The organism is Alkalimonas cellulosilytica (genome assembly GCF_036325985.1).
Classification (GTDB): Bacteria; Pseudomonadota; Gammaproteobacteria; order Enterobacterales; family Alteromonadaceae; genus Alkalimonas; species Alkalimonas cellulosilytica.
The window spans coordinates 161943-188219 of sequence record NZ_JAUHLI010000003.1 but is presented as its reverse complement, the minus strand read 5'-3'; the positions used below and the strand labels follow the sequence as shown (position 1 = coordinate 188219).

21 protein-coding genes are annotated in these 26277 nt (G+C 47.9%); all 21 read left to right on the top strand.

The window, feature by feature from the left end:
* The first annotated feature begins 150 nt into the window (after positions 1–150).
* The 21 genes from tagH to QWY20_RS04080 all read left to right on the top strand — a co-directional run bounded on the left by tagH (position 151) and on the right by QWY20_RS04080 (position 26259).
* Positions 151–1407: a type VI secretion system-associated FHA domain protein TagH gene (tagH, locus tag QWY20_RS04180; protein ID WP_330127781.1), complete on the top strand. Its 1257-nt coding sequence runs from the start codon at positions 151–153 to the stop codon at positions 1405–1407.
* Positions 1408–1425: 18 nt separating this feature from the next.
* Positions 1426–1911 (top strand): type VI secretion system lipoprotein TssJ, encoded by a 486-nt coding sequence (gene tssJ, locus QWY20_RS04175; protein WP_330127780.1) that lies wholly within the window; start codon positions 1426–1428, stop codon positions 1909–1911.
* A gap of 22 nt (positions 1912–1933) precedes the next feature.
* Positions 1934–3262: a type VI secretion system baseplate subunit TssK gene (gene tssK / locus QWY20_RS04170; RefSeq protein ID WP_330127779.1), complete on the top strand. Its 1329-nt coding sequence runs from the start codon at positions 1934–1936 to the stop codon at positions 3260–3262.
* Between the two features lie 29 nt (positions 3263–3291).
* Positions 3292–4617, top strand: coding sequence for a type IVB secretion system protein IcmH/DotU (icmH, locus tag QWY20_RS04165; RefSeq protein WP_330127778.1), 1326 nt, complete (start codon positions 3292–3294; stop codon positions 4615–4617).
* A gap of 20 nt (positions 4618–4637) precedes the next feature.
* Positions 4638–8192 carry a type VI secretion system membrane subunit TssM gene (tssM, locus tag QWY20_RS04160; RefSeq protein WP_330127777.1) on the top strand — a complete coding sequence of 1185 codons (3555 nt, stop codon included), beginning with the start codon at positions 4638–4640 and terminating at the stop codon, positions 8190–8192.
* Positions 8174–8905: a type VI secretion system-associated protein TagF gene (gene tagF, locus QWY20_RS04155; RefSeq protein WP_330127776.1), complete on the top strand. Its 732-nt coding sequence runs from the start codon at positions 8174–8176 to the stop codon at positions 8903–8905. The genes tssM and tagF overlap by 19 nt, the downstream gene beginning before the upstream one ends.
* Positions 8902–9693 carry a PP2C family protein-serine/threonine phosphatase gene (locus QWY20_RS04150; RefSeq protein ID WP_330127775.1) on the top strand — a complete coding sequence of 264 codons (792 nt, stop codon included), beginning with the start codon at positions 8902–8904 and terminating at the stop codon, positions 9691–9693. Before tagF ends, QWY20_RS04150 begins: the two co-directional genes overlap by 4 nt.
* Before the next feature lie 78 nt (positions 9694–9771).
* Positions 9772–10875 (top strand): type VI secretion system protein TssA, encoded by a 1104-nt coding sequence (tssA, locus tag QWY20_RS04145; protein WP_330127774.1) that lies wholly within the window; start codon positions 9772–9774, stop codon positions 10873–10875.
* A gap of 51 nt (positions 10876–10926) precedes the next feature.
* Positions 10927–11430, top strand: a complete 504-nt coding sequence (gene tssB / locus QWY20_RS04140) for a type VI secretion system contractile sheath small subunit (protein WP_330127773.1) — start codon at positions 10927–10929, stop codon at positions 11428–11430.
* A 1-nt stretch (position 11431) separates the two neighbouring features.
* Entirely contained in the window at positions 11432–12925 is a 1494-nt protein-coding gene (gene tssC, locus QWY20_RS04135; RefSeq protein ID WP_228594011.1) for a type VI secretion system contractile sheath large subunit, read from the top strand.
* A 114-nt stretch (positions 12926–13039) separates the two neighbouring features.
* Positions 13040–14617: a type VI secretion system contractile sheath large subunit gene (gene tssC / locus QWY20_RS04130; protein WP_330127772.1), complete on the top strand. Its 1578-nt coding sequence runs from the start codon at positions 13040–13042 to the stop codon at positions 14615–14617.
* A gap of 10 nt (positions 14618–14627) precedes the next feature.
* Complete coding sequence (locus QWY20_RS04125; RefSeq protein WP_330127771.1) at positions 14628–15425, top strand: type VI secretion system accessory protein TagJ; 798 nt, start codon at positions 14628–14630, stop codon at positions 15423–15425.
* Positions 15426–15435: 10 nt separating this feature from the next.
* Positions 15436–15927, top strand: a complete 492-nt coding sequence (gene tssE / locus QWY20_RS04120) for a type VI secretion system baseplate subunit TssE (protein WP_330127770.1) — start codon at positions 15436–15438, stop codon at positions 15925–15927.
* Entirely contained in the window at positions 15927–17759 is a 1833-nt protein-coding gene (gene tssF / locus QWY20_RS04115) for a type VI secretion system baseplate subunit TssF (protein ID WP_330127769.1), read from the top strand. The genes tssE and tssF overlap by 1 nt, the downstream gene beginning before the upstream one ends.
* Positions 17756–18760, top strand: a complete 1005-nt coding sequence (gene tssG, locus QWY20_RS04110) for a type VI secretion system baseplate subunit TssG (RefSeq protein WP_330127768.1) — start codon at positions 17756–17758, stop codon at positions 18758–18760. Before tssF ends, tssG begins: the two co-directional genes overlap by 4 nt.
* Before the next feature lie 11 nt (positions 18761–18771).
* The gene (gene tssH, locus QWY20_RS04105; RefSeq protein WP_330127767.1) at positions 18772–21381 is read left to right on the top strand and encodes a type VI secretion system ATPase TssH; all 2610 of its coding nucleotides are present in this window, start codon (positions 18772–18774) and stop codon (positions 21379–21381) included.
* Positions 21382–21611: 230 nt separating this feature from the next.
* The gene (locus QWY20_RS04100; protein ID WP_091339634.1) at positions 21612–22091 is read left to right on the top strand and encodes an Hcp family type VI secretion system effector; all 480 of its coding nucleotides are present in this window, start codon (positions 21612–21614) and stop codon (positions 22089–22091) included.
* Between the two features lie 73 nt (positions 22092–22164).
* Entirely contained in the window at positions 22165–24003 is a 1839-nt protein-coding gene (gene tssI, locus QWY20_RS04095; protein WP_330127766.1) for a type VI secretion system tip protein TssI/VgrG, read from the top strand.
* A 34-nt stretch (positions 24004–24037) separates the two neighbouring features.
* Complete coding sequence (locus QWY20_RS04090; RefSeq protein WP_228594170.1) at positions 24038–24328, top strand: PAAR domain-containing protein; 291 nt, start codon at positions 24038–24040, stop codon at positions 24326–24328.
* A 9-nt stretch (positions 24329–24337) separates the two neighbouring features.
* Positions 24338–25324 (top strand): hypothetical protein, encoded by a 987-nt coding sequence (locus tag QWY20_RS04085; protein WP_330127765.1) that lies wholly within the window; start codon positions 24338–24340, stop codon positions 25322–25324.
* The gene (locus QWY20_RS04080) at positions 25303–26259 is read left to right on the top strand and encodes a hypothetical protein (protein ID WP_330127764.1); all 957 of its coding nucleotides are present in this window, start codon (positions 25303–25305) and stop codon (positions 26257–26259) included. The genes QWY20_RS04085 and QWY20_RS04080 overlap by 22 nt, the downstream gene beginning before the upstream one ends.
* The last annotated feature ends 18 nt before the right edge of the window (positions 26260–26277 follow it).

Below are 26277 nucleotides of genomic sequence, written 5' to 3'. Positions count from 1 at the left end.
CTAATGTAAGAGTTTATTAATTAAATTTAAGTTAACTTTATTGTTGATCTTCATGCGACTCATGGCTATCATTACTCGGTTTTTTTAACAGTGCACAAGTCTGCAACCTTCCGAATGGGAGGCTGATCATTTAAGGAAGAGGTAATCAGAATGTGGCTTGAACTTTCTGTTGTCAGCTATCACCGTTTATCACCCCGTTTGAAGACCGTGATGCGTTTTGAAGCTAGCGGGGGCTCCATCGGTCGTTCAGAGCAAGCCAGTTGGCAGCTGGCAGATCCGGAGCGAATTGTTTCAGGTCTGCACGCCACTGTCGGATCGGATGGTCAAGGTTTTTACATTGAAGATCTTTCTACCAATGGGCTTTTCATTAACAATTCATCCGATCTGATTGGCAAAGGGAATCGACGCTATTTAAAACAGGGCGACACCTTGCTGCTGGGTGACTATGAACTGCAGGTGAGTGGCATTGAGCTGCGTCAGACCATAGGCAGTACGGCTGCTCCGGGGCATGTCTGGCATGACGAGGTTGCCGCTGTTGGTGAGCCTCTCTCTGTTGTTTCTTCCCGAACAGATTTCCATGGTGTGATGATGTCGGAAGCTGATCCACTTGTTTCACCTGGTTCCCACGATGCTGTTGACTCGCAACTGGACGATTTTTTTCATGTACAACCACTCATACCAGATGATTGGTCCAATGACATCGGCCAGCAGCCGAGCTCGAGTGAACAGAGCGCTGATGATGCCTTTTCGGCCGTAACTATCCCAATGGATGTGGCAGCGGCTGGTATGCCAAAGGCGGATGATGCCTTCAGTATTTCGGAGCAGAAAAAAATCCAGGCATTTTTGCAGGGGTTGCAATTAACACCAGAACAAATGAAGTTGTTGAACCAATCGGAACAAAGCTGGCAACTATTAGGTGAAGCATTGCGTGCTTCGCTTGATGGGTTAATGGCTATGATGCGAGCCCGCTCAAAAGTCAAAAACACCTTACGGGTCAATCAAACAACCTTTCAAGCCCGGGAAAACAACCCACTTAAGTTTTCTGCCAGCTTTGAGGATGTATTTCACACTTTATTTGCCAGCAGCAACACGGGTTTCTTAACCCCCAAACAGGCCGTTCACTCAGCCTTTCAGGACATGAGTAAACATGAAGTGGCTTTGCTGGATGCCAGTCGAGCAGCGATGCAAGCCATGTTGTCCAGAATATCCCCTGAGTCGATTCGCCGCAAAGATGTAGGGAGTGGCGTGCTGGATAAACTAAGCAGCGTGCATGCAAAAGCTCGGCACTGGGCAATTTATGAGCTGTATCATCAAGAATTAACTGAACAATTGGCCAAAAACACGCAAAGAGGTTTCAGTGATGACTTTATTGATGCCTACGAACAATCAATCAAATCCGTTGAATAACCCATAAAGGATCTGTCTATGAAAGTTTTAAGTCATGGCATTGCAGTAGTGATATCACTGTTTTTCTTGTCTTCATGCCAAGTGATGTATTCTACCTTTCCTCCATCCACCACACTGCACTTCAGAGTGGCAGCTGATTTGAATCCGGATCAGAATGACCGGCCTTCTCCCGTGATAGTAAAAGTCTTTGAACTTGCCTCCAAAACAATTTTTGAGAACCAGGATTTTTTTGCTTTGTACGATGACCCTTCGGCGGTGCTAAGAACGGACTTACTCAAAAAAGATGAGTTTGTGTTTGAACCGGGTCAGCAAAGTCAATCCAGGATGGAGTTGCACCCGGCAACTAAAGCTGTCGGTGTCATTGTTGCGTATCGGGATATTGAAAATGCCCGGTGGCGCGCTGTGGTTGATGTAAAACCTACCGGCTACGACAACCAATATGTCTATATCGAGTCACTTGCGGTGTATATCCGAGAGCATGACACAGCCAGACGGCAACGCTGAAAGCAAGGAGTAGGAAATCTTTATGAGTCAGTTAAATCGTGTTGCCTGGTTGGAAGGGATTTTTTTACGCCCACAACACTTTCAACAACAAGAGCGTTATTTAAACCACCGGCTGCAGCGCAGCTGTGAATTGCTCTCTGCTCACGGTTGGGGACTTGCAGCACTTGACATTGATCAGAATAAGCTACGTTTTGGTCAGTTTGCAGTGAATTCCCTGGATGCCATCTTACCTGATGGTTACTTATTGGAACTTCCTTTAGTGGATCCTGTCCCTGAGCCTATTGAGATCCCAAAAGTGTGCCGTGATGAGCTGATTTATCTGTGTGTTGCCATGGATAAAAGTTCTGCACGAAATATTGCTGAGCATGGCAGTGCAGATATTACCCGTTTTGCCTACCATGATGCCGATGTAATGGACTCTACCCAGGACGACCTTGCGGTCGAAACCATCCAGCTCGCCCAGGTTCGTAGCTTTTTAAAGCGGGAGAGTGAGGAAAGAGGTGGCTTCATCAGTATTCCTTTAGCCAAGGTGAAAGAGGTATTGGAGGAAGGGGAAATAAAACTGGATACCAAGTACATCCCTCCGGTGCTCAGGACCCAAAGCAATCATGTGCTTTGCAGCTTTATCGAGGAAGTGCTTGGTATGCTTAAACAGCGGGCAGATGCCTTAGCGGTAAGGATTGGTAAAGGGCAGGGTACCGCCAATTCTATCGCTGACTTTTTGATGCTACAGATGCTGAATCGTTATGAGCCTGAGCTCAGACATTTGCAGCAGAACACGGCTACGCACCCTGAGACCTTGTATCGAACCATTGTCGCATTAGCCGGTGAGCTAGCAACCTTTACCACCAAAGAAAAGCGGGCTCAGTCTTTTCCTCCTTATCAGCATCAGGACTTAACCACGGTATTTGGTAATTTGCTGGTGTTACTGAACCAGACGCTGAGTGTGGTTTTGGAACAGACAGCGCAAGCTTTGCCTCTTCAGATGGGTAAGTTCGGCATCATGGTCTCAGCATTAACCGACAAAGGCATTTTGGATAATGCTCAGTTTATTGTGGCCATTGCGGCAGATGTCCCTACCGAAGATATCCGTAAGCACCTGCCCTCAAGGATAAAGATTGGTCCGGTAGAGCACATCCGTGAGTTGGTCAATAACCAGCTTCCAGGGATCGCAGTCACAGGTTTACCTGTCGCCCCCAGGCAGGTTCCTTATCATGCCGGCTATCACTACTTCCAGTTAGAAAAAAATAGCATTTACTGGGAGAAGTTAGCAAGCAGTGGTGGGCTTGCCCTTCATATCTCAGGAAATTATCCGGGATTAAAAGTTGAACTTTGGGCTATTAAGTCGTAGTCAGTGCAGATGTAACAGGAAAATTAGTTATGACGGATCGTACAGTACTTAAACCAAGGCCTGGTGGGCGCAAACCAGCAAAAGACAGCACGGAACACCAGAATCAGGCAGCTGCGGTTCATGCTGACCGAACCGTATTGGCCGCTGCTGTCACACCCTCTCAACAAACAAGCAAGCCAAGGCAGCAGTCCTTACTTATTAGTGATAACCCTCTGATTGAAGAGGCCGGTGATTTGTTCTCCTTAATCGGGCCGATACGAAGTACCGCCTCTCATCCCGATGTGATGGGATTAAAAGGGCATTGCATTGAACTTATCGAGCATTACGAACAACGTTTGCGGGTTCGTGGTGTTGAAGGTGATGCCATTCGCAATGCGCGCTATTGTTTGTGTTCCTTTATTGACGAAGCCGTTTTAAATACCAGTTGGGGCAGCGAAAGCGACTGGGCGGCTTTTAGTCTGTTGTCGAACTTTTACCAGGAAACTTTCGGTGGCGAGTATTTTTTCACCTTATTGGATAGTGCTTTGACCGATCCTAAAGCGCACATTCAGTTACTCGAGCTGATGTATCTGTGCTTATCATTTGGCTTTGTCGGTAAAATGCGGGTTGCTGAGCAGGGTTATCAACAACTGAATGCCATTCGGGACCGCGTTTATAAAGCGATCAAAGCAGAGCGAGGCGAGCCACCTCGTGAGTTGACACCTGATTGGCATGCATCCGTACTTGCTGTTGAGTCCGGGCAGAAAAGCTTTCCTCTGTGGGTAATATGCTCAGTAGCTGCCGCTTTGCTCCTGTGTGGTTACATGTACCTCAGTTACTTGATCAATGAGCGCTCAGATGAGGTCAACCGAGCCCTGGTCACCCTTGTTCAACTGCCCGAACAAGCTGAGAGCATTACCAGCATTAATAGCAAGGTATCCCAGGAAAGCAGACGGTTATCGCTGCTATTACAAACAGAAATTAATCGCAATTTGTTAGAAGTGATTGAGCTCTCAGACAGAGTGCGCATCCGGGTTGGCAATGATCAATTGTTTTCATCCGGCAGCACCAATATCACGGAAGGGTTCTTACCGGTAGTGCATAAAATTGCCCGCTCCCTGGAAGGTTCGGATGGCCGGATCCTGGTGAATGGTTATACCGATGACTTACCGATTTTTTCAACGCGCTATCCCTCAAACTGGCATTTATCGTTGGCGCGGGCAAACTCGATGGCGGATGCCTTAGCCGCAGGTGCAGATTTGCATGGTCGGTTATGGCCAGAAGGCCGGGGAGAAGTTGATCCCTTGGTGCCTAACGATACAGTCGAAAACCGTGCGCGTAACCGCAGGGTTGAAATTGATTTATTACCGAACTAAGCAGGAAGGGATGCCTTATTATGCGTTTAAATAGGTTTTGGCAGACATTGGTACGTTACGGCCGCAAAGGCTGGTTGATCACTCTGCTGGGTTTAGCTGCGGTAGCTTTATTGATTTGGTTTGGCGGCCCAATGGTGGCCATTGCTGGCTATGAGCCCTTAGCGTCAGTGAGCGCCCGGATTATTACGCTGTTATTGCTGGTCATTTGTTGGGGAGCCTGGTATTACATTCGAGGCATCCGTGAGCGCCAGTCGCACCATCAAGCGGTCGAGGAGTTGTTGAGTAACGAACTTGGTGAGCAACAAAGCTCGGTGGCTCAGCACGACATCACGGTACTGCGTGAACGTATTCAAAAAGCGCTGGATATCTTAAAACATGCCAGTTTTGGTCAAAGTAAAGACACTTACCACTTACCCTGGTACATGCTAATCGGTCCTCCTGGTTCGGGTAAGACCACAACTTTGCACAACTCGGGTCTTGAGTTTCCTCTGCGAGAGCAAATGGGGGTTGACTCGATAGAAGGAATAGGTGGCACCCGCCAGTGCGATTGGTGGTTCACGAACAAAGCGGTTTTTATTGACACTGCCGGGCGCTACACCACTCAGGATAGCCATAATCAGCAAGATGCTGGTGCCTGGAAAGGTTTTCTTGGTTTACTTCGAAAATACCGCCCCAAGCGTCCTATCAATGGGGTTATTGTCTTTGCCAGCCTGGCAGAGCTTCTGAAGCAAACCAGAACCGAACGTAACCTGCATGCCAGAGCGATTAAGCAGCGAATTCAAGAGTTGCAAAATCAACTCGGGATGACATTTCCGGTGTACATGCTGTTGACCAAAGCGGATTTGATTGCTGGGTTTTCTGAGTTTTTTGACGATCTTTCTGCCGAGGAGACGGAGCAAGTATGGGGCATGACCTTTCGCCCTGAACAAGCTTCCAGTGAGCAAGGGGAAATAGCACTTTTTAATAAAGAATTTCACGCCATGCTGAAGCGCCTGCAAATGCGATTGTTTCATCGATTGCAATACGAGCATGGTGTTGAGAATCGTAATGCGATTTTTGAATTTCCACGACAACTCAGAAGTGCGCAAAGTGCTGCCGATGATTTCTTAAAAGAAATTTTTTCACCCAACCCATTTGAAAAGCCCATCATGTTACGTGGTATCTATGTTGTCAGTGCCACGCAGCAAGGTATCCCCATTGACCAGATCAGCCCTCAGCTCAGTCATGAACTGCAACTGGCAGAGCTGCCTAAACGTCAGCTCACAGGGGAAGGCAAGGGTTTCTTTATTAAGAAGGTGTTTGATAGCATTATCGTGCCTGAGCGGGAACTGGCATCGGTTAATTTGCGGCACCATACCAAAGTCAAATGGTTACGCCATGGTGCCATGGCATTTACAGCTCTTGGTACAGTGGTTTTATCCACCTTGTGGTTGAAAAGCTACCAATGGAATCTTGGGCTGGTCGCAAAGGTGACGGATGCGGTGAATCAGTATCAGGACAGCAGCACCTCACAACTTAGCGTATCGGATGATCTCTACGCATTGAACGAGCGTTTGCATGTCCTTCGGGCTTTACCTGCTGGTTATGATGGCCACTTACCTGATGGAGGCCCCAGAGATATGGGTTTGTATCAAGGTGCTAAGCTAGGCCAGTCAGCTCGCAGAGCCTATCAAAATGCGCTTGTTGCAGATTTTGGCCCCTTCCTCGCGAAAGCTATGGCGGATGAAATGCAATCAAATGCCCGGCATCGGGATTATTTGTACGAAACGCTAAGAAGCTATTTAATGCTTTTTAAGCCGGCTAATTTTGATGCAGAGCATATTCAGGAGTGGTTCCGTCTGTACCTGAACCGTCAGTTAGCTTCAGAGTTGCATGCTGATTTACGCCAACAGCTTGAACTTCATCTGCACGCTTACTTGCAAGGTGGGGTCAGTGGCTTGGCTTACGACAGCACTCTGGTAAGCCAGGTACGCGAAGATCTGATGAATGTACCCTTAGCAGAAAGAGCTTACCAACGTATCAAAACTGAATTGTTGCAAAGTCATATTCCTGACTTCGCGCTCGCTGATGTACTGGGTTCAGACAGTTTACGGGTAGTTACCCGAAAAAGTGGGCAGTCGTTGCAACAAGGGATCCCTGGTTTGTTTACTTATCAAGGGTTTCACGGTTTGTTCAATGTGCAAAAGAACCGGATTATTCGCCAGCTTATGGAGGATAGTTGGGTGTATGGTGAAGATGAAACCATCAATGCCAGACAAGTGGATAGCGCCTTGACGACCATGGTTAATCAGAAGTATTACCAGGATTATATTCAGTATTGGCAGGCCTTGCTCCAGGACATCAGCATTGTTTCGTTTGATACGCTGGAACACGGTTTGTTTGTTACCCGAACCTTGAGTGGTCATGAGCAACCGATACAACGAATTATCCAGGCGGTGCAAAGCCAGGTGCAACTCACTGAACAACCCGAGTCTGAAGAAATGCAACTGGCTGCTGATGTTGCTGTTCGCGTTGCGCGGACGCAATTTTCATCGCAATACAACCGAATGAGCCGGTTATTGCCGGATGAGCTACCAAACCTGAACCGCAGTAAGCTACCAGGGCAGGAGGTTGAAGCAACATTTTCTTCTTTACTTTCGATACAAGCTGAGCATTTTGATCACATGGCCAATGTGTTGCGCTCCAACCATGAATTTCTAGAGCAGTTGTACCAGCCTGGCAATATGGCACGTCAGGCTTACATGAATCGCCTGCAAAATCGTGATAGCAATCAAATGAATCTGACTTTGCGTAGATTACGTGAAGATATACCTGCACCATTTAGTGACTGGGTCAGTCAAATCTATGCTGGTAGTTCGGTGTTGATTGCAGAAGGCAGTAAACAGCACATCAATGAAGCGTGGCGAGGCACCGTCCTTACCGAGTTCAACCGGTCTATTGCGAATCGTTATCCCATCAACCGGGCCAGTTCCGATGAAATTAAAATCAGAGATTTCGAACGCTTCTTTGGTTATGGCGGCACGCTTGATGAGTTCTTTAATGAGTACTTACGGCCGTTCGTCAATATGCAGCGTGCAGAGTGGAGCTTCAAGCAAGATATTGGTATTAACCCTTCCGTGCTAAGGACTTTTCAGCGCGCTCATCGTATTCGTCAGGCATTTTTTGATGAAGGCAGTCAGAGCATGAACGTTGGGTTTAATCTGCGACCAATTTTTCTTGATCAGCACATTACTCATTTGTTGCTTGAGATCGATGGCCAGTCGTTATCGTACCGTCACGGGCCTCCACGAAATCAGCATTTCGAGTGGCCAGGCGACAGAAATAGGCAGCAAACCCGTTTGGTTTTTACGCCAGCAAACTCTGGATTGCCTACCAGCCGGAGAATTGAAGGTGAATGGTCCTGGTTTCGCTTCTTAGATGAACAAACCCGTCTACGGCCTGAAACAAGGCAAGATGGCTTGCTGTATGTTTCAGAGCAAAGTAACAAAGCCCAGATTCAGATTTTACCTGACTCTGTAAATAACCCATTCTGGAACAGTGACCTGGAGGGATTCCGTTGTCCAGTGAATTTGTAAAGCCGGGTGCAGGTTTTTGTGGCAAGGTCCCGGTATTAGGGGACTTCTTGCAAGAAGGTCTGAGCATCGAATTTAATGATTGTTGGAATGAGTGGTTACGAGCTGCTTTAGCTGTTAGTAAAGAGCAGCTGGGAGCCAGTTGGTTGGATTACTATCTGACCAGTCCGGTATGGCATTTTGCTTTATCCGGTGGCAGCTGTGGTCCAGAGCCTGTGATTGGCACCATGATACCCAGTGTGGATAAAGTTGGTCGTCACTACCCGTTGATTTTGGCAAAACCTGTGCAACAAAGCCCTATTGTTTGCCGGACACAGTCCGATTGGTGTCAACAGTTTGAAGACTTCATTCTGCAAACTTTGGAGGATGACTTTAATTTTCAAAGTTGGCGTGCATCACTGCTTAAATTTTCCTTTTTTTCGCCAGATAGCCCTGTGCCATCACATCATCTCGGCCATGCCGAGCAAAAAGGAAATTGGCTTTTGCATGGTGCATTAACGATGGACAGCATGGCATTACTGCACAGTTTGTTACGGCAAGAGTTTGGTAACTATTGTCTTTGGTGGACCGATGGCTCTGAGTACGTGGATGCGGTGTGTTTAATTTCGAAAGGCATGCCTCTGATTAGTCAATATGCCTCCATGCTGAACGGACAATGGGCTGAGCGTGGTTGGCAAATCAAACCACTCCACGCAACACGGGAACAGAAACAATGATGTCAGTGACTTCTCATGGGCAAAGTCATAAAGGGCTTGTTCGGCAACTGAATGAGGATGCCTGTTTGTTGTTGCCTGAATATGGTGTTTGGGTAGTCGCAGATGGAATGGGGGGCCATGCAGCCGGTGATGTTGCCAGTCAGTTGGTCATTAACACGATCCGTGACGAGGTCATCGATGCTGACCAAGTTAAGCCTCAAACCATCTGTACCGCACTGGAACAAGCAAATCAAAAGGTAGTCGAGTATTGCCAGCAGCACAACCAGGGAGAGCTGGGTGGGTCAACGGTCGTTGTCCTGCTGTTTTATCACCAGCAGTACCATGTGTTCTGGTTGGGCGATAGTCGTCTGTATTTACTACGTCACAATGAGTTGCGGCAAGTCACCAGAGATCATAGTCAGGTGAATGACATGATTGACCAAGGGTTAATCGCGGCAGAAGAAGCGGAAACCCATGAACTGGCCAATGTGATTACTCGTGCGGTCGGTGTGCAAGGGCAGGTGAGTGTAGCATCTCTGAACGGAGCTATTGAAGCTGGAGATCTTTTTCTGCTCTGTACTGATGGCCTGAATAAAGAGCTCTCTGATGACGAGATACAGAGTTACCTACATCATCATGACATTGAAGCTGCCAACAGAGCTTTGATTCATATGTCTTTGGTCGCTGGAGCCAGAGATAACGTCACCTGTGTTCTGGTCAAAGTAAACAGCCTTAACTCTTCCTTAACAACCAATCACTACATTAGTCCAGAGTGTAATAAAACGGTCCCAATATCACTTAAAAAGTAAATTCAGGTTAATTAGATATTTTAAATTGATTTGCTATGGGGTATATTTGTATCCGAAGCCGTTAACTTGTGAATTTTGATGCTAGATTGTGATTTTATAAAGCCTGATTCAATTGCCTGCGAGATCCGCCCGGATGCTCGTTGCGGCATGGATCCACGCTCAGATGTATCGCCCGGTTCACGTTATTATCAATTGAAAGATAAGCGACGTGCACTGCGGGATGCAGAGCGTTCAGCATTAATGAGTGATGATGAGTCCGCTCCTATGCTGAGTGAGTGGATGCAGTTGGCTGAAGATATTTATGCTGCGCTTAGCTCCGAGGCGAAAGACCTGGAGTATGCCGCATGGTTGATTGAAGCGCTGTGCAGGACATCTGGCTTTGCCGGCTTGGCACGCTCTTTTGATTGCGCTCGCGTGTTGATTGAGCAGTTCTGGGATGATTTGTATCCGCAACCGGATGAAGATGGCCTGGAAACACGGATTGCACCTTTGGTCGGTTTGAATGGTTACGAAGGGGATGGCGCTTTAATTTCACCTATTTTAAGTATTCCACTCGTTATCAGTGCTTCCGACAGCAGTTTTGCAACCTGGCAGTATATTCGCGCCAATGAGCAATCCCGTAAAGAAGAGAGTAAAAAGCAGCGGCCAGAGCTTAGTGTGAACCTGGAGTCCATTGTTCAGATTGTGGCTGAGACACCTGCTGAACACTTCGTTGCTTTGTTAACGAGCATGGATGAAGCAACCAAGGCTTTTTCAGCGCTTTCAGCAGCGATGGATGCTGCCATGCATGGTGTGCCACAACCGACCAGCTCAATCTTAAAAGCGATTCAGCAGTGCCGTGATACTGTGCAGTACCTGACTAAAAATAAGTTGGCTGCCTACCATGCCGAGCAAGAAGAGCTGCTCGATGATGCGACGACAGAGGTTGAAACAGCAGAAGGGCACAGCAGCCCAGTTAACAAACAAGTCCAAACCCGGCAGCAAGTGATTCAGTCGTTGCAAGACGCGGCGGCTTTTTTTCGTAAGACGGAGCCGCATTCCCCCATGTCTTATGCGTTAGAGCAAATTATTCATTGGAGTGGCTTAGCATTACCCGAGCTCTTACAAGAGCTTATTGACGATAACAACAGTCGGAACCAGTTCTTCCGGCTAACAGGTATCAATAAAGGCTCAGGTAGTTAACAGCAGATCACTGCGTTACCTGGCACGTTTATACAGCAAAGGAGAGATGTGATGGAAAGCATTCATAGTAAATTATCCCGGGTTCGTAAACCCAGGGTGCACATTACTTATGATGTCGAAACTGAGGGAGCTGTGGTTCAAAAAGAACTTCCTTTTGTGGTAGGCGTGATGGGTGATTTTGCAGGCCAAAATACAGATGCATTAAAGCCACTGAAAGATCGTCGATTTGTTCAGGTGGATCGCGATAATTTTGATGATGTGCTGAAGCGAATGAACCCAAAGTTGTCGTTTAAAGTTGAGAATAAACTGACAGACGATGGTTCCGAGTTCCAGGTTGATCTGCAGTTCAAGTCTATCCGTGACTTTGAGCCTGCAGCTATTGTTAATCAGGTTGAACCCCTTGAGCGACTGATGGCTACCCGGAATAAGTTGCGTGATCTGATGACCAAAATAGATCGCTCTGAAGAGCTCGAGAATATCCTGGAGAAAGTTCTGAACAACGAGAGCGATCTGCAGCAGCTAGCCAATGAGCTGGCACCTGAAGAGGAGAAATGATATGAGTACGGAAACTCTGGCACAAGCTCATGAAACAACGGAGCAACCTGCAGTATCTCTGCTTGAGCAAGCGATTGGCGCCACAAAGCAAACCGACTCTTCACGGGCAGAGGAGCTGTTACGCACCTTAACCGAAGAAGCATTGAAAGGCACCGTCAGCTGGAACAAAAACCTCACAGTAACATTTAATGAAGCGATCAAGCGTATTGATCAGCTTATTTCCTCACAGCTGGCGGCCATTATGCACAGTGATGGCTTTCAGAAGCTTGAAGGCAGCTGGCGTGGTTTACACCACTTGGTGATGAACTCTGAAACCAGTGCATCGTTAAAAATTCGCATGATCAGCATCAATAAGCGTGAGCTTTACAAAGATTTGAGTAAAGCGGTTGAATTCGATCAAAGCCAAACATTCAAGAAAGTGTATGAGTCTGAATTTGGTACACCAGGTGGAGAGCCTTACGGTGCTTTGATTGGTGACTATGAATTTACCAATCATCCGGAAGATGTTGAAACATTAACCTATATGTCCAACGTCGCTGCAGCAGGTTTTTGCCCCTTCCTCAGTAGCGCATCACCTGCGTTGTTTGGATTTGACTCCTGGACTGAATTGTCCAAGCCACGCGATCTGGAAAAAATCTTTGAGTCGCTGGAATACACCAAATGGCGTTCATTCCGTGAGAGTGAAGACTCCCGTTTTGTCACCCTGACCATGCCGCGTGCATTAGCTCGTTTGCCATATGGAGCTGCCACCAGCCCGATTGACGAGTTTGGATACGAAGAGTTTGAAGTCGATCCGGAAAAAGGCGTGGCTGTCACCACCGATCATGATAAGTATTGCTGGATGAATGCGTCTTATGTGCTTGGCACCCGTTTAACGCAAGCTTTCGCAAAATACGGCTTCTGTACTGCCATTCGTGGTGCTGAAGGTGGTGGTAAAGTCGAAGGCTTACCGACCCATGTGTTTTTGAGTGATGATGGTGATCCGGATCTGAAGTGCCCGACTGAGATTGGGATCACAGACCGTCGTGAAGCCGAGCTTGGGAAAATGGGTTTTCTGCCATTATGTCACTATAAAAATACCGACTACGCGGTGTTTTTCGGTGCTCAAACAGCACAAAAACCTAAAAAATATGGCAGCCCGGAAGCCACCGCAAATGCGGCTATCTCTGCTCGTTTGCCTTACTTAATGGCAACTTCACGTTTTGCTCATTACCTGAAGGTGCTGGCACGCGACAAAATTGGCAGCTTTATGGAAGCAGAAGATGTTGAGGTCTGGTTAAATCGCTGGATCCTGAACTATGTCAATGCATCCGAAGGCAGTGGCCAGGATGTGCGGGCCCGTTACCCACTGGCTGATGCCAAGGTACAGGTACGAGAAATACCTGGACAACCAGGTGCATACAATGCGGTAGCCTGGCTGCGCCCCTGGCTGCAATTGGAAGAACTCACCACCTCTTTGCGGCTGGTAGCTAAAATTCCTGAAATGGGGAATTAAGTGGGTCTCGATGGAGCCTGCTGACAGGCTCCATCGGTTTGATGGATCGTTGCAGAAAAGGAATTTCAATGGGCATAGCAAGTCGTCCATGTATCTCAGCCATGAAGGTGCAGTATGCTTTTTTCCGCTGAACAACAAGTGGATTGTGGTGCTGAAGCAACTCTGAGTTTTATTGATGAACAAGTGTTTGCTCGTTCATCCGATAAAGCCGACCAAGATAAGCACCGCTTTGAGCAGTCAGCTATGCAAAGCAAGCTGCTGTACTTTCTGCATGAACAAGATCCTGTCGCTGCCGCTACTTATTGGGCAGATCATATTGAGTCGATAAGACCCAGCCGGGTAGAACAGCTTTTGCACTGCCTGAGCAAAGCTATTGCTGCCATCGATGTCCTATTAAATGCTCAAGTCAATGCTATTTTACACCACCCACATTTGCAACAACTGGAAGCCAGCTGGCGGGGCATTCTCTATCTGGTAGAGCAGACAGAACTGCATGACAGAGAGCAAAAAGTCAAAGTGAAACTGCTGCCACTGAGCTGGAGTGAACTGGGCAGAGATTTAAACAGAGCCATTGATTTTGATCAGAGTGAATTCTTTAAGCTGGTCTATGAAAAAGAATTCGATATGCCTGGCGGTGAGCCTTTTGGGGTCTTGTTGGGAGACTACCAGTTAAGCCATACGATTCGCCCAGGTCAGCTGTATCATGATATTGATATTCTAAAAGAAATTTCCAAGGCAAGTGCTGCGGCCTTTGCTCCCTTTATCACAGCGGTTGATAGCGCATTTTTCGGAGTGAATGATTTCTCTGAACTTGGTCAGGTGCAGGATATTTCCAGCCAATTCAAACAGCCTGAATACATGCGCTGGCAGCAACTAAGGGAGATGGAAGATACTCGCTTTCTCGGTTTAGTGATGCCACAGGTTTTGATGCGATCCTCATATCGTGACAATGGCAAGCGAAGCGATCAATTCCGTTTTCGTGAACAGCTCAGTGATCCTACCAAAGACTATTTATGGGGCAATGCTGGCTATGCATTTATTGCCGTATTGATCCGTGCATTTTCTGAGTCTGGCTGGTTTGCTCAGATCCGTGGCATGAAACCAGGACAGTATAATTATGGTGTGGTTAACGAATTACCACGAAGCTGCTACAGCACGGATCTTCGTCGACGCCACGTTATGCCAGCAGTCAACCTGCAAATTGGCCATCGTTTCGAGTCGGAGCTGGCGGATAATGGTTTTATCCCGTTGTGTGCTGTGCCTTACAGCGACATCTACGCTTTTTACAGCAATTCATCGGTACAGCGGCCAAAGCGCTACGATGTGGCCACGGCCGATGTCAACGCACGCTTATCGACCATGTTGCAACACATTTTATGTGTCTCCAGATTTGCTCATTACATTAAGGTCATTGGCCGTGACAAAGTGGGTGGTTATCAAACAGCGAAAGAGTGTGAGCAAGATCTGCAGCGTTGGCTGTATCAATACACCACAGCAACAGAAGATGCTTCGACTGAGGTACGGGCTCGTCATCCACTGAGAAATGCACAAATTCAGGTAAGGGAAAAGCCCGGAAAGCCGGGTAAATACTATTCCATTATCCAGTTACAACCTCATTTTCAATTGGAGCAAATGCTGACCACCGTCAAGTTGGTCGCTGAGTTGTCTCCATCTCAACCGAATAAATCCTAAGGTGCTAGCCATGAAAAAAGTAAAAGAGAGCATTGTTCAAGGTAATTTGCTGGAAGCTAAACAGCGTTTGGAAAGCTTGTTAAAAGATGATCCCTTATCCCTTGATTTACGCTCTATCTATGTTGAGCTGCTATGCGTTATTGGCGAACTCGATAAAGCAGATCAGCAGCTCGATATGATGGTGCGACAACATCCGGATTGCCTGATGGGAGCTGTCAATTTACGCCAATTAATCCGTGCACAAACGGCTCGGCAGGATTTCTATCAGGGCGGCATGACGGCTAACTTGTTTGGCGAGGTAGATGCAAGTTTTGAAGCCTTACTCTCATTGCATCTTGCCATGCGTGAAGGGGATCTAACGGCAGCAGATCGAGCGGCAGAACAATTGGAGTCTTTGCGGCAGCCCGCCCAATTTGAGTTAAATGGCGACACGGTGCAGGAAGTGCGTGACCTGGACGATAGCCTGGCTGGCTATCTCGAGTTATTAGGCACCGATGGGAAGTTCTATCTGGCCAAGTTCAGTGAGATTGAGTCTCTTGAGCTACAACCGGCAAAATCCATTATTGACATGGCATGGCGGCGGGTAAACATCTCGATAGTCGATGGTCCTCAGGGAGAGGCTTTCTTGCCAGTTTGTTATATCGCCAGCGATTCAGAATTAAGCCGCCTTGGCAGAGAAACCGACTGGCGTCAGCTCGGAGATCATCTGGTGACCGGCGTTGGACAGAAAATGCTGTTGGTCGATGAGCAGGCTTTACCATTAACCCAACTGCGCCAGTGGCATGCTGTCAGCGCCGTAAGTCATTGAGCTTGTCATCGTGGTAAAAGTTCGCAACAAGCAACCGCTGCAGCAATCATTGCTGGATCGGTTAATTGACGAAGCTCCGGGTGAGAAAGAGTCAAAACGTGTTCGGCGTGGCTTTGATCTGCGGGCATTGCGGGCCAGTGTGCGACGGGATTTACAAAACTTATTGAATACGCGCGTGCAATGGAATATTTGGCCGAAAGAGTTTACCGAACTCTCGCAAAGCTTGATGAATTATGGACTGCCGGATTTTTCAGTGATGGTGGTGGACTCTCAGCATGGTCGCGAACAGCTGTGCAAAACAGTCGAGCTGGCTATCCGTCGGTTTGAGCCGCGCTTTGTCGATGTCGAAGTGCTGCCGCTTGAACCGCGCAATGAGGTGGAGCGGGTTGTTCGCTTGCGGATCCAGGCGCTGTTGCACGCAGATCCTGAGCCTGAGCACGTCTTGTTTGACTCCGAGGTTGAACCGGTCAATTTAGGCCTCAGAATTGTGGAATCTGCCTGATGAACGAAGATTTACTGAAGTACTACAATCGGGAGCTCACTTTTATTCGGCGGATGGGCACTGAGTTTGCAGAAAAGTACCCCAAAGTCGCTGGCCGGCTCAGGATCAGTGATGAGCAAGTGGAAGATCCACATGTTTCACGATTAATCGAAGCCTTTGCATTGTTAACGGCGCAAATTCGCCAAAAGCTGGATGACAGTTTTCCAGAATTGACCGATGCCTTGCTGGGACAGCTATACCCAGATTATCAGGCTCCGATCCCGTCTTTTTCTGTGTTGCAATTAACCTCGCAGAACTTGTCTGACTCCGGCATCACGATTAAGCGAGGAACCGAGTTTAAAACGAAAGTCGATGGAATGAAGCCGTGCATGTTTCGTTCGTGTTACGATACCGACGTGTGGCCTATGACAATAGACCATGCCGAGTATAAGAACAGCCCTTTCAATGCACCTCAGCCACCAAGCCATCAGTCAGCTAAAGCGCTGCTACGGCTGCAATTAACGACCGAGTTTGATAATACGGCCATCGATGAGCTTGGGGTGGGTAAGTTGCGCTTTTACCTCAATGGTCAGCGACATCATGTGTATAGTCTGTATGAAATGTTGAACCGGCAATTACTGCGGATAGGCATTGCAGCGAAAGAAACGCCGAATGATGTGTGTTATCTGGCGCCAGAACAATTAAAAGCTGTTGGTTTTGATGATGCTGAGCGTGTCGTGCCATACACGCACCGCAGTTTCACGGGTTACCGACTACTGGTAGAGCAATTTCTGTTTCCGGAGAAGTTTCTATTTGTCGAGCTTTCTGGCTTAGAACAAACATGGCCAGAGAAAGCCAGTAGTTGCTATATCTATCTGTATTTCAGCGAACCGAATGCCGAGTTAGAGCGGCATATCACCAAAGACAGTCTGCTGCTTGGCTGTACTCCAGTATTGAATATTTTTGAACAAAAGCTCGAGCCTATCAATTTTGAGCGCTCACATTACGAGTATCGGCTTGCCCCGCAGTATCTGGATGCGGATATCTGTGAAGTATTGCAGATAGAACAGGTGCAATTACTCGACTCAGATGGGCAAAAGACATCGGTACATCCTTATTACAGCCAGGGGCATCCAAACTATGTTCAGCAAGAGAATATGTTTTGGCATAGCCGGCGCGAATTCGCCGACTGGGCTGGTGGTTACAGTGAAGCGGGAACGGAAGTATTTCTTTCGCTGGTAGATAGAAGCTTTCAACACAGTCAGGGCCAAGGCGGACGACATGATCAAGTGATCCAGGTGACGGCCTTATGTAGCAATCGAAACCTGCCTAATCACTTGCCATTTGGTGGTGGCGAACCAGGTTTCCAGATTCTTCAGCATGCGGATGTTATCAAGCAAAGTCGATGCTTGTTGGCACCAACGATGCCGATCCGTCCAGCGCTTGGCGATAGTAGTCGTTGGCAGCTGGTGAAGCACTTGACCCTGAACTACTTTACTGCCGAGGATGCTGAGCAGCGTCTGAAAGAGACACTACGCCTGTATGATTTTCGTTGTACCCCCGAATCAAAAGCTTTGATCGATGGTATACACAAAGTTCACATTCATCCAGGAACAGCGCGGGTCAATGACAAAGGCCGTGTTGCGGTATGCAGTGGCAGTGAGATCCTCATTGAAATGACGCAGGCTGCTTATGCTGGTAGCAATGTGTTCTTTTTTGCCTCGGTGCTGGATCATTTCTTTGCCCAGTTTGCTGCCGTTAATTCGTATACACGATTAACAATCAAACTAAAAGAGCATGAGCAGCACTATCACACCTGGCCAGCCAGAGTTGGTAACAAGGTGCTGTTATGAGTGTTTGGCCTGCCACAATCAACCCAGCGGATATGGATTTCTATCAAGCTGTTTTTGCCATAGAACAGCAATTGGGAGCAGAGCAAAAGCATTGGCATGGCGTGGGGCGTGATAGCTTTCCACGCGATGAGCTGATTCGGTTTAAAGCGGTGCAAAACCTTGGCTTTCCGGGAAATCCTATTACGGCAGTACAGCAAAAAGCCTGTCAGGATGCAAGTCTGGCTGCTTTTGAAATGGTGGTAAGTTTTTTTGGCCTTACCGGCCCGAGTGGCGTGTTACCCATTCATTACAGTGAGCTGGTACTGGAACGTTTAAAGCAAAAAGATCCGACCATGCGTGATTTTTTTGATCTGTTTAATCATCGATTGATCTCTTTGTTTTACCGGGCTTGGGAAAAGTATCGTTTTGCCTGCCAATACCAGGCCAGGCCAGACAGTATTGACCCTTTTAGTTTTGTACTGCAGCAACTGACCGGCCAGGAAAGCAACCCCTGTCTGTTTTATGGTGGCTTTTACAGCCGAAGTGTACCAAGTGCACAGCAGTTAAGTTTGCAACTCAGTCACTTGCTATCCGCTGAGGTTGAGGTTTTGCCATTAACCGGTCGTTGGATTCATCTGGCTCGTACTGAGCAAAGCCGTTTAGCCAGTGTGCATCAACCAGATGGACAATATGGCCAATTGGGCCGTTCCAGCATGCTTGGCAGCAAAGTGTGGGATATCAGCTCGGTGGTGGAACTCTGTATTCAAGCCGAAGCATCCATCATTCAGTCGCTATTACCTGGCAAGCCGGGTTATCTGCGCATGCAGCAACTTCTTAGTCACTATCTGGAGCCGTCCATGCAATGTCGGGTGCGATTAAAAGCCCGGGTTGCTGATTTTCTGGTGGCGAGCCTGAATGGGCGAAGCCAGTTAGGGATGGGGGGCGTGTTAATGGCAGCCGATGCCAGAAGCAGTTCTACTACGCATGTCAGCTTCAGGCTTACACGCAAACATGATCATTAAGGTAAATAACTATGTCCAACACCTCTTTGAAAAGCTTGGTTGAAAAGCTAAATCCTGTCTGTCGCCAGGCACTCGAGGCGGCAACGGCGCGTTGCCAGTCCCGCAGCCATTTCTCTGTCGAAATAGAGCATTGGCTTGATGCCATGCTGGACATGCAGGCAGGGGATTTGCAGTTAATTTTAGCTGCATTCAGTATCGATCCGGATCAGCTTCGCCAACAGCTGCACCGTGCGTTGGAAGGCTTAAAAACCGGCAACAGTAGCTTACCAAGCATCTCTACCAACCTGGTGGGTTTATTGCGTCAAACCTGGCTAAATTGCACCATTGAGTTTGGTGATCAGCAGATCAGAAGTGCATATTTACTCTACAGTGCTTTAAAAGATGAGAGCCTGGCTGCTTTGTTATTACGCCGCCTGCCCATGCTGGAGAAGCTTGATACTGCTCAGCTGCTGGCAGCCTGGCCACAGTTGCAACAGCGTTCTACCGAGCAAAGCAGTTCCGGGCCAACCAGTGCACCAGCAGTCGCAGCGAATGGTAAAACTCCGGCTTTGGATCAATTCACCCAGGATTTAACCGCGCAGGCTCGGGCCAACAAACTCGATCCAATTATCGGCCGCGATTACGAAGTACGGCAAATGATTGACATCCTGACCCGACGTCGTCAGAACAACCCAATACTGACCGGTGAGGCTGGTGTTGGTAAAACGGCAGTAGTGGAAGGATTAGCACTGCGTATTGCTTGTGGCGATGTGCCAGACAAGTTGAAGTCGGTCTCACTTCGGGTACTGGATTTGGCATTGTTGCAAGCGGGTGCCGGCATGAAAGGTGAGTTTGAGAATCGCCTGAAAAATGTGATTGCCGAAGTAAAAGCATCCCCTGTTCCTGTGATTCTATTTATTGATGAAGCCCATACCATGATTGGTAGTGGTGGTCAGGCAGGACAGAACGATGCCGCAAACTTGCTAAAGCCTGCTTTAGCCCGGGGTGAGTTAAGAACCATAGCGGCCACGACCTGGGCTGAGTACAAAAAATATTTTGAAAAAGATGCTGCATTAACCCGGCGCTTTCAGGTCGTCAAGGTTGAGGAACCTGAGCCTGAAAAAGCAGTGACCATGTTACGTGGACTCTTGCCGGTGATGGAACAACACCATGGTGTACATTTGTCTGAAAACGCCTTGGTGGCCGCTGTACATTTGTCACATCGTTACATCAATGGCCGGCAATTGCCTGATAAAGCGGTAGCACTGCTTGACACAGCTTGCGCCCGTGTAGCCATGAGCCAGGATGCTATTCCGGGTAAACTGGAAGATCAACAGCGGTTGGTTGAGCAATTACAAGCCAAACTGCAGGTCGCAGCGCGTGAGCATAAGCTGCATGGCACTGAGCAGGCCACCATGGCTGCATTGCAAGCAGAGATTGAACAGGCCCAACAACAGTTGAATACCTTGCATGCCGAATGGCAACAACAAAATGAGTTGGTGGCTCAGGCTAAAGCGCTGATGCTTTCTATTCAGCAGCAAACGGATGAACAGGAATTGCAGGTACTGCAGGCTGATTTGCAAGAACTTCGTTCACGTTATCAAGCCATAGCTGAGCCGATGGTGTTTTGGCAAGTTGATGACCAATTGGTTGCTCAGGTGGTCGCGGATTGGACTGGTATTCCGCTTGGTAAAATGCAGAACGATGAAATCGCAGCGGTACTCAATCTGAAGCAGGTGATGCAACAACGGGTGATTGGTCAGGATCATGCACTGGAGTTGATTGCGAAAACCGTGCAGACATCCAGAGCACAATTGGCTGATGAAAAAAAGCCGAATGGGGTTTTTCTGCTGACAGGCCCAAGCGGCGTTGGAAAAACAGAAACTGCCTTAGCCTTGGCTGAGCAGGTGTATGGCAGTGAAGATCACCTCACCGTGATCAACATGTCTGAATTTAAAGAAGAGCATAAAGTCTCAATGCTATTGGGCTCTCCGCCAGGTTATGTCGGCTATGGTGAAGGTGGGGTATTAACCGAGGCGGTCCGTCGTAAGCCATACAGTGTCATACTGTTGGATGAAATGGAAAAAGCTCACCCCGGCGTGCAGGATATTTTTTATCAGGTCTTTGATAAAGGCTTGATTAAAGATGGTGAAGGCCGTGACATCGACTTTAAGAATACCACCATCATCATGACATCCAACGTGGGCACGGATAGCACGATGCGGCTGTTTGAAGACCCTGAAACTGCCCCCTCCATTGCTGGCTTGTCCAAAGCATTGCAACCAGACTTACTGGAATATTTTAAACCTGCATTCTTAGGTCGGGTTAATGTCATTCCTTACCTGCCACTTGATAACAGTAAGTTGCAGCATATTGCAACCTTGCAATTAAACCGGATTGCAAATCGCTTGCAGGAAAACCATCAGATAGCGCTTAGTTATGGGGAAGAACTGCTCAGCCTGATCACCGATCAATGCCAGGATGCGGGTTCCGGAGCCCGAACTATCCATAATGTATTGCAAAATAAGTTATTGCCAGAGTTGTCGGTCCTGGTATTAGAGCAATTAACTCAGGGCCTAAAACCTAAAGAAGTTCAAGTTGTTACAGATGATGCTGCCATCGTTTGCAAGGCAATATATTAGCAACGATATAAATTAACAAATAATAAATTTATAAAATATATATTTAAAGCGTTGAGTCATTAAGTTTATAAATTTATAATGATAGTGGTTTGAGGTAGTTAATTAGGTTAATGCACGGTTGATTTATGTTTCGATGGATGCAGAGCCTTCATTCACCTGAGACACTGCTTTAAACAGCTAAAAAACCAGGTCCTGTTGGACTATTTCTTAATATGCATAAGGAGCATAGCATGCAAGCGAATACGTATCTGCAGTACGCAGGCATCAAAGGTGAAGCGACTGCCGAAGCCTTCAAAGACATGATTACAGTCTTAAGCATGGAGTGGGGTGCGCACCGTGAAGTCAGTTCTTACACGGGTACTTCTATGGATCGTGAAGCGAGTTCTACGCGTCTGAACGATATCGTAATTACCAAGCTGCAAGACTCAGCTTCACCGGATCTGTTTAAGGAAGCAACCATCGGTAAAGGTGAAAAAGCAGTATTCCACATCACCAAGCAAGGCGATGAAATCGAAGAGATCATGAAGATAGAGCTGACCGATGCAATGATCAGCAGCTATCAGATGTCTGTCTCAGGCGATCGTCCTATCGAAACTATCGTGATCAGCTACACCGAGCTGATGATGACAGTGAAGCCTTCTGATGATAAGAACAACATCACTGCACCTCTGGTTTATGGTTACAGTGGTGCTAAAGGTAAAAAGCTGTAAGTAGTTGTCAGCCCTGTCACTTATGGTGGCAGGGCTTTCTGTATACCCCGCTAGGCAGAGTTGAGGCGAATGGATGCAAAAAGCGACCCAAGAAGAAAACAGCATTGAAATCATGACTCCTCTCGGTAAGGATGCGCTCTATCTGACGCGTTTCTCCTTAAAAGAAGGAATTTCAAAACAGTTTGTCGTCACATCCGATGTTTACACCAACGGTCAGACCATTGCTGCTGCCGATTTAATTGGCAAAGAGGTGACTATCCGTCTGGAGCTTGGCTCTCATCAACAGCGGTATATTCACGGTAAAGTTGCGGATTTGCATGCGCTTGGACTTCGGGTTAATAAAGATGCAACCGGCAATGATTATCGGGATTATCGACTTACCATAGTACCCGCCAGCTGGTTTATGCAGCACCGGGTCAACAGCCGTATCTTCCGTGAAAAGAATGTACTGCGGATCATTGAGCTCCTGGCGGCTGAACATGGGGTGGATATAGATACCACCACGCATACCTCAAGTTACCCGGATTACGATTTCAAAGTGCAGTATCAGGAGTCGGATTTAAACTTCTTACAGCGCTTAATGGAAGAAGAAGGCTTGTTTTACTTCTTTGAACATACAGACAGTAGCCATACCATGGTGCTTGCCGATAAAGCATCGGCATACAAGCCTTGCCCCAAAAATGCCAGCGTTAAGTTTCATACCGGCTCTCTGGCAGACGATCATATTGTCAGCTGGCAAAATCAACTAACCATGGTTCCCGGGCAGTATATTCAACGGCACTATGACCTGCAAAAGCCTAAAGCTTTGCCTACGGGTCAGTACCAGCATGGCAATTTGGTACCCGGGCATGCAAATTATGAAATTTTCTCTTACGGCGCAGAAGCTGAGTCGTTGGACAGGGCCCAGGCCATTGCCAGCATCCGCCTTGAGAGCCTGCAAAAAGATATGGAGGTTCGTGCCGGAACCAGCAATTGCCGTGACTTTGCAGCAGCCAAAACCTTTACCATCACTGAGCATGAAGATGACGCTGAGGTAGGCAAACACTATGTGATCACTGACGTTGAATTGATTGCTGCAGTCAGTAATCAATCCGGAGCAGCCCAGGCTGGCCAGTGCAGTATTCACAACAGCTTTAAATGTGTTCCTAAAAAAATTGTCTACCGGCCTTATGCATCAGCCTACAAGCCACTCATTACCGGTGTACAGACCGCTACGGTCACTTGCAAAGGCGATGAAGAAATCTCTGTCGATGAGTTAGGGCGCGTCACCGTCAAATTTCATTGGGATCGTAGTGACATCACAGATCATGAAAGCTCATGCGCCATTCGGGTAAGTCAGCATTGGGCGGGTAAGAACTGGGGAGCATTTTTCTTTCCCCGGCGTGATCAGGAAGTATTGGTCGAGTTTATTAACGGTGATCCTGATCAGCCTATCATCACCGGGGCTGTTTACAACTCAGATCACATGCCACCTTACAATTTGCCGGATGATAAAACCCAAAGTGGTATAAAAAGTCGCTCCAGTAAGAAGGGAGGGGCTGACAACTTCAACGAAATTCGGTTTGAAGACAAAAAGGGGGAAGAGCTGTTTTACCTGCATGCAGAAAAAGACATGTGCACGCAGGTTGAGCACGATTTCACTTTGCATGTCGAGAACGATCAACATGACACCATTGATAACGACCGTACGACCCTGGTCAAAGCAAACGACAAGCTGGATGTGAAAAAAGAGCGGGTCAGTAAAATTGGTCAAACCGATACACTGGATGTTGGCAAGGAGCTGCTAATCAAGGCCGGCAATAGTATTACCTTAAAAACCGGTGCCGCCTCCATCACTCTGAAAAGTGATGGCAGTATTGATATTAAAGGTGTCAACATCAGCATAAAAGGTGCCAAGATCGGTCTTAACTGATTTGCACTTGTTACTTCATGCCAGGAGGCTGAATATGTCAAAACCTGCAGCTGTCATTGGTTCTATGCATCTATGTCCGAAAGTGACTTCCAAAGTACCGCATGTTGGTGGCCCGGTGGTGCAGGGTTCGCCCAATGTTTTTTTTGGCAATATTCCGGCTGCCCGGGTGGGTGATAAATTAGTCTGTGTTGGACCGCCAGACACTATTTCACAAGGCTCGTCTTCAGTATTGATTAATGGCAAACCAGCAGCCAGGTTGGGAGACTCTACCCAGCATGGTGGAAAAATTATTGTTGGTAACCCTACGGTTCTGATTGGTGGTTAGCCATAAGTTATGTTGACCACCACATCAATACCAGACCAAGCCAACCTGCTGCTGTTGCAGCGAGAGCAAATGAGTCGTAGCCGCTACGTTGGCTTGCAGCAATTGCGGCAGCAGGATCAGCGGCTGGTCTCGCATTTACGCATCCTGCAACAAGATCAGAATGTCATCGACCACGCAGAAACACCCTGGTTGCACTGGCTGCTGCAACCAGGTGAACAGTTAACCGTGTTGTTTCAAGCGGAATTATCGGCTTGCTTTCGTGCCTATTTGTGGCAATTAAAAGCATACGTTCAGCAATTTCCTGTGACGGCAGCGATACAGCAGTTATTGCTACAAGAGCCAGCCAGTGCCGTAGGCTGGTCGTTGGTCCAACATTGCCCGGAACATTTTCAGCCCATGATGGATCAGCTGCCATTGACGCAGGCACCCGTTCATTTTTTGACTACTTATCGACCACAGCATGCATTGCAACAGATCAGCAACTGGCAGGTTTTTGTTGAGCAACTCTCTTCACAACGAAGTGATAGCCTGTCTCAACTAAGTATTCTGATGATGCATGCGAGCCCACCACAAAAACTAGCCATGATTAATCTGCTCTCCAAGCAACAAGATCATGGCATGACCATGCTGGCGATGGCATTAAGCGGCCAGTTCAAGTATTTGCCTGTACTGGTTGAGCTCGCATCCGATGCTACCTGGTCTGAGGCTGCAGCCAATAGTTTAAGCATTCTATTGGGGGTGCTTGCAGCCGATGCGGTCATCGCCGATGGCTTGACGGCATCAGATCCAGCCTATTTGCAGCATGCCTTTTTACAATCAGGGGCCGTTTATGCTCAGGCTCATGCTGAAGCATCACAGCTGCAGCAGCTCTGGCAACATGGAAATCAGTGGCAACGGCAACTGGCAGCCATCAAAGCAGCTTTGCAGTGGCCAACGGTGCCTGTTCTGAATGGATCAGCTTTATGGGGTGGTACATGGCACACTGCTTTCGCCTGAAAGACTATGGTGCCGTGCTCGGCAAAGCCCCCGATACAGATAGCGCTATGCTGTTGCCGGATCTGAGGCTGGCACCTCAGCAATGGCTGAGTGAAGAACTTTGGTCGGTTGGGCTGGACCCGCTTATTGATCAAAGCGATTCGATGGCCGTGCAGCTATTTCGTTTACTGTCTTTTCTGCTGGCAAAATTACCACAGCCTCTGAGTGCTCAGCCTGTGTATCTGTTGTTGCCTGAGAGCATGGAGGATGCCGGTCAGCTGGCTGCTTTCACCCGCTTAATCCGGCAACAGTATCCGGAATTACTCACGCACAAGCGCAGCAGGATTTTCCCTTACGGTGCCTGCTCTGCATTAATGGCTCTGAAAACAATCCAACAAGACTGGCAGCACGATCCTACTCTGACACCATGGATGCTTGCCATTGATAGTCCACTGCAACAATTCCGGCTATCGAATCAGCAATTAGCGGCTGAGCCCAACAGCTGTTTGCCAGTTTCACTCAGTGAAGGGGCTATCGCGGCTCAGTGGTCGGCAGACAGCGCTGGTTTGCATTATTGCTTCAATGAAACTGAGTTAACATCTCAACAAGCACAACACGATGAAGGGATGCAGGCTCTCTTTGCGCACATTGCACAGCAGTTGGACAGACCACTAACCACAGTGTACCGACCGGACAATGGCAACGCTGCTGTAGCAGAGGCCTGGTTATCCGCCTGTGGCAAGCTGCATCCATGGCTGAGCGCAGAAACCAGTTATGAATTTTTAGCTTACCAGACGGGTGAGCTTGGCAGTTGTGGCGGGCTCTATCGCTTGTTGCATCTTTATCTGGCACAACAAAATCAGGTGAATACTGCTTTAAGCCTTCAGTCAGAGCAAGGTCAGCTGGGCTTTCGTTCAGCGGCTGTATTTTGTTGGCACCCGGCCGCGGTTATTTAGCAAAGGACGCTTACCTCC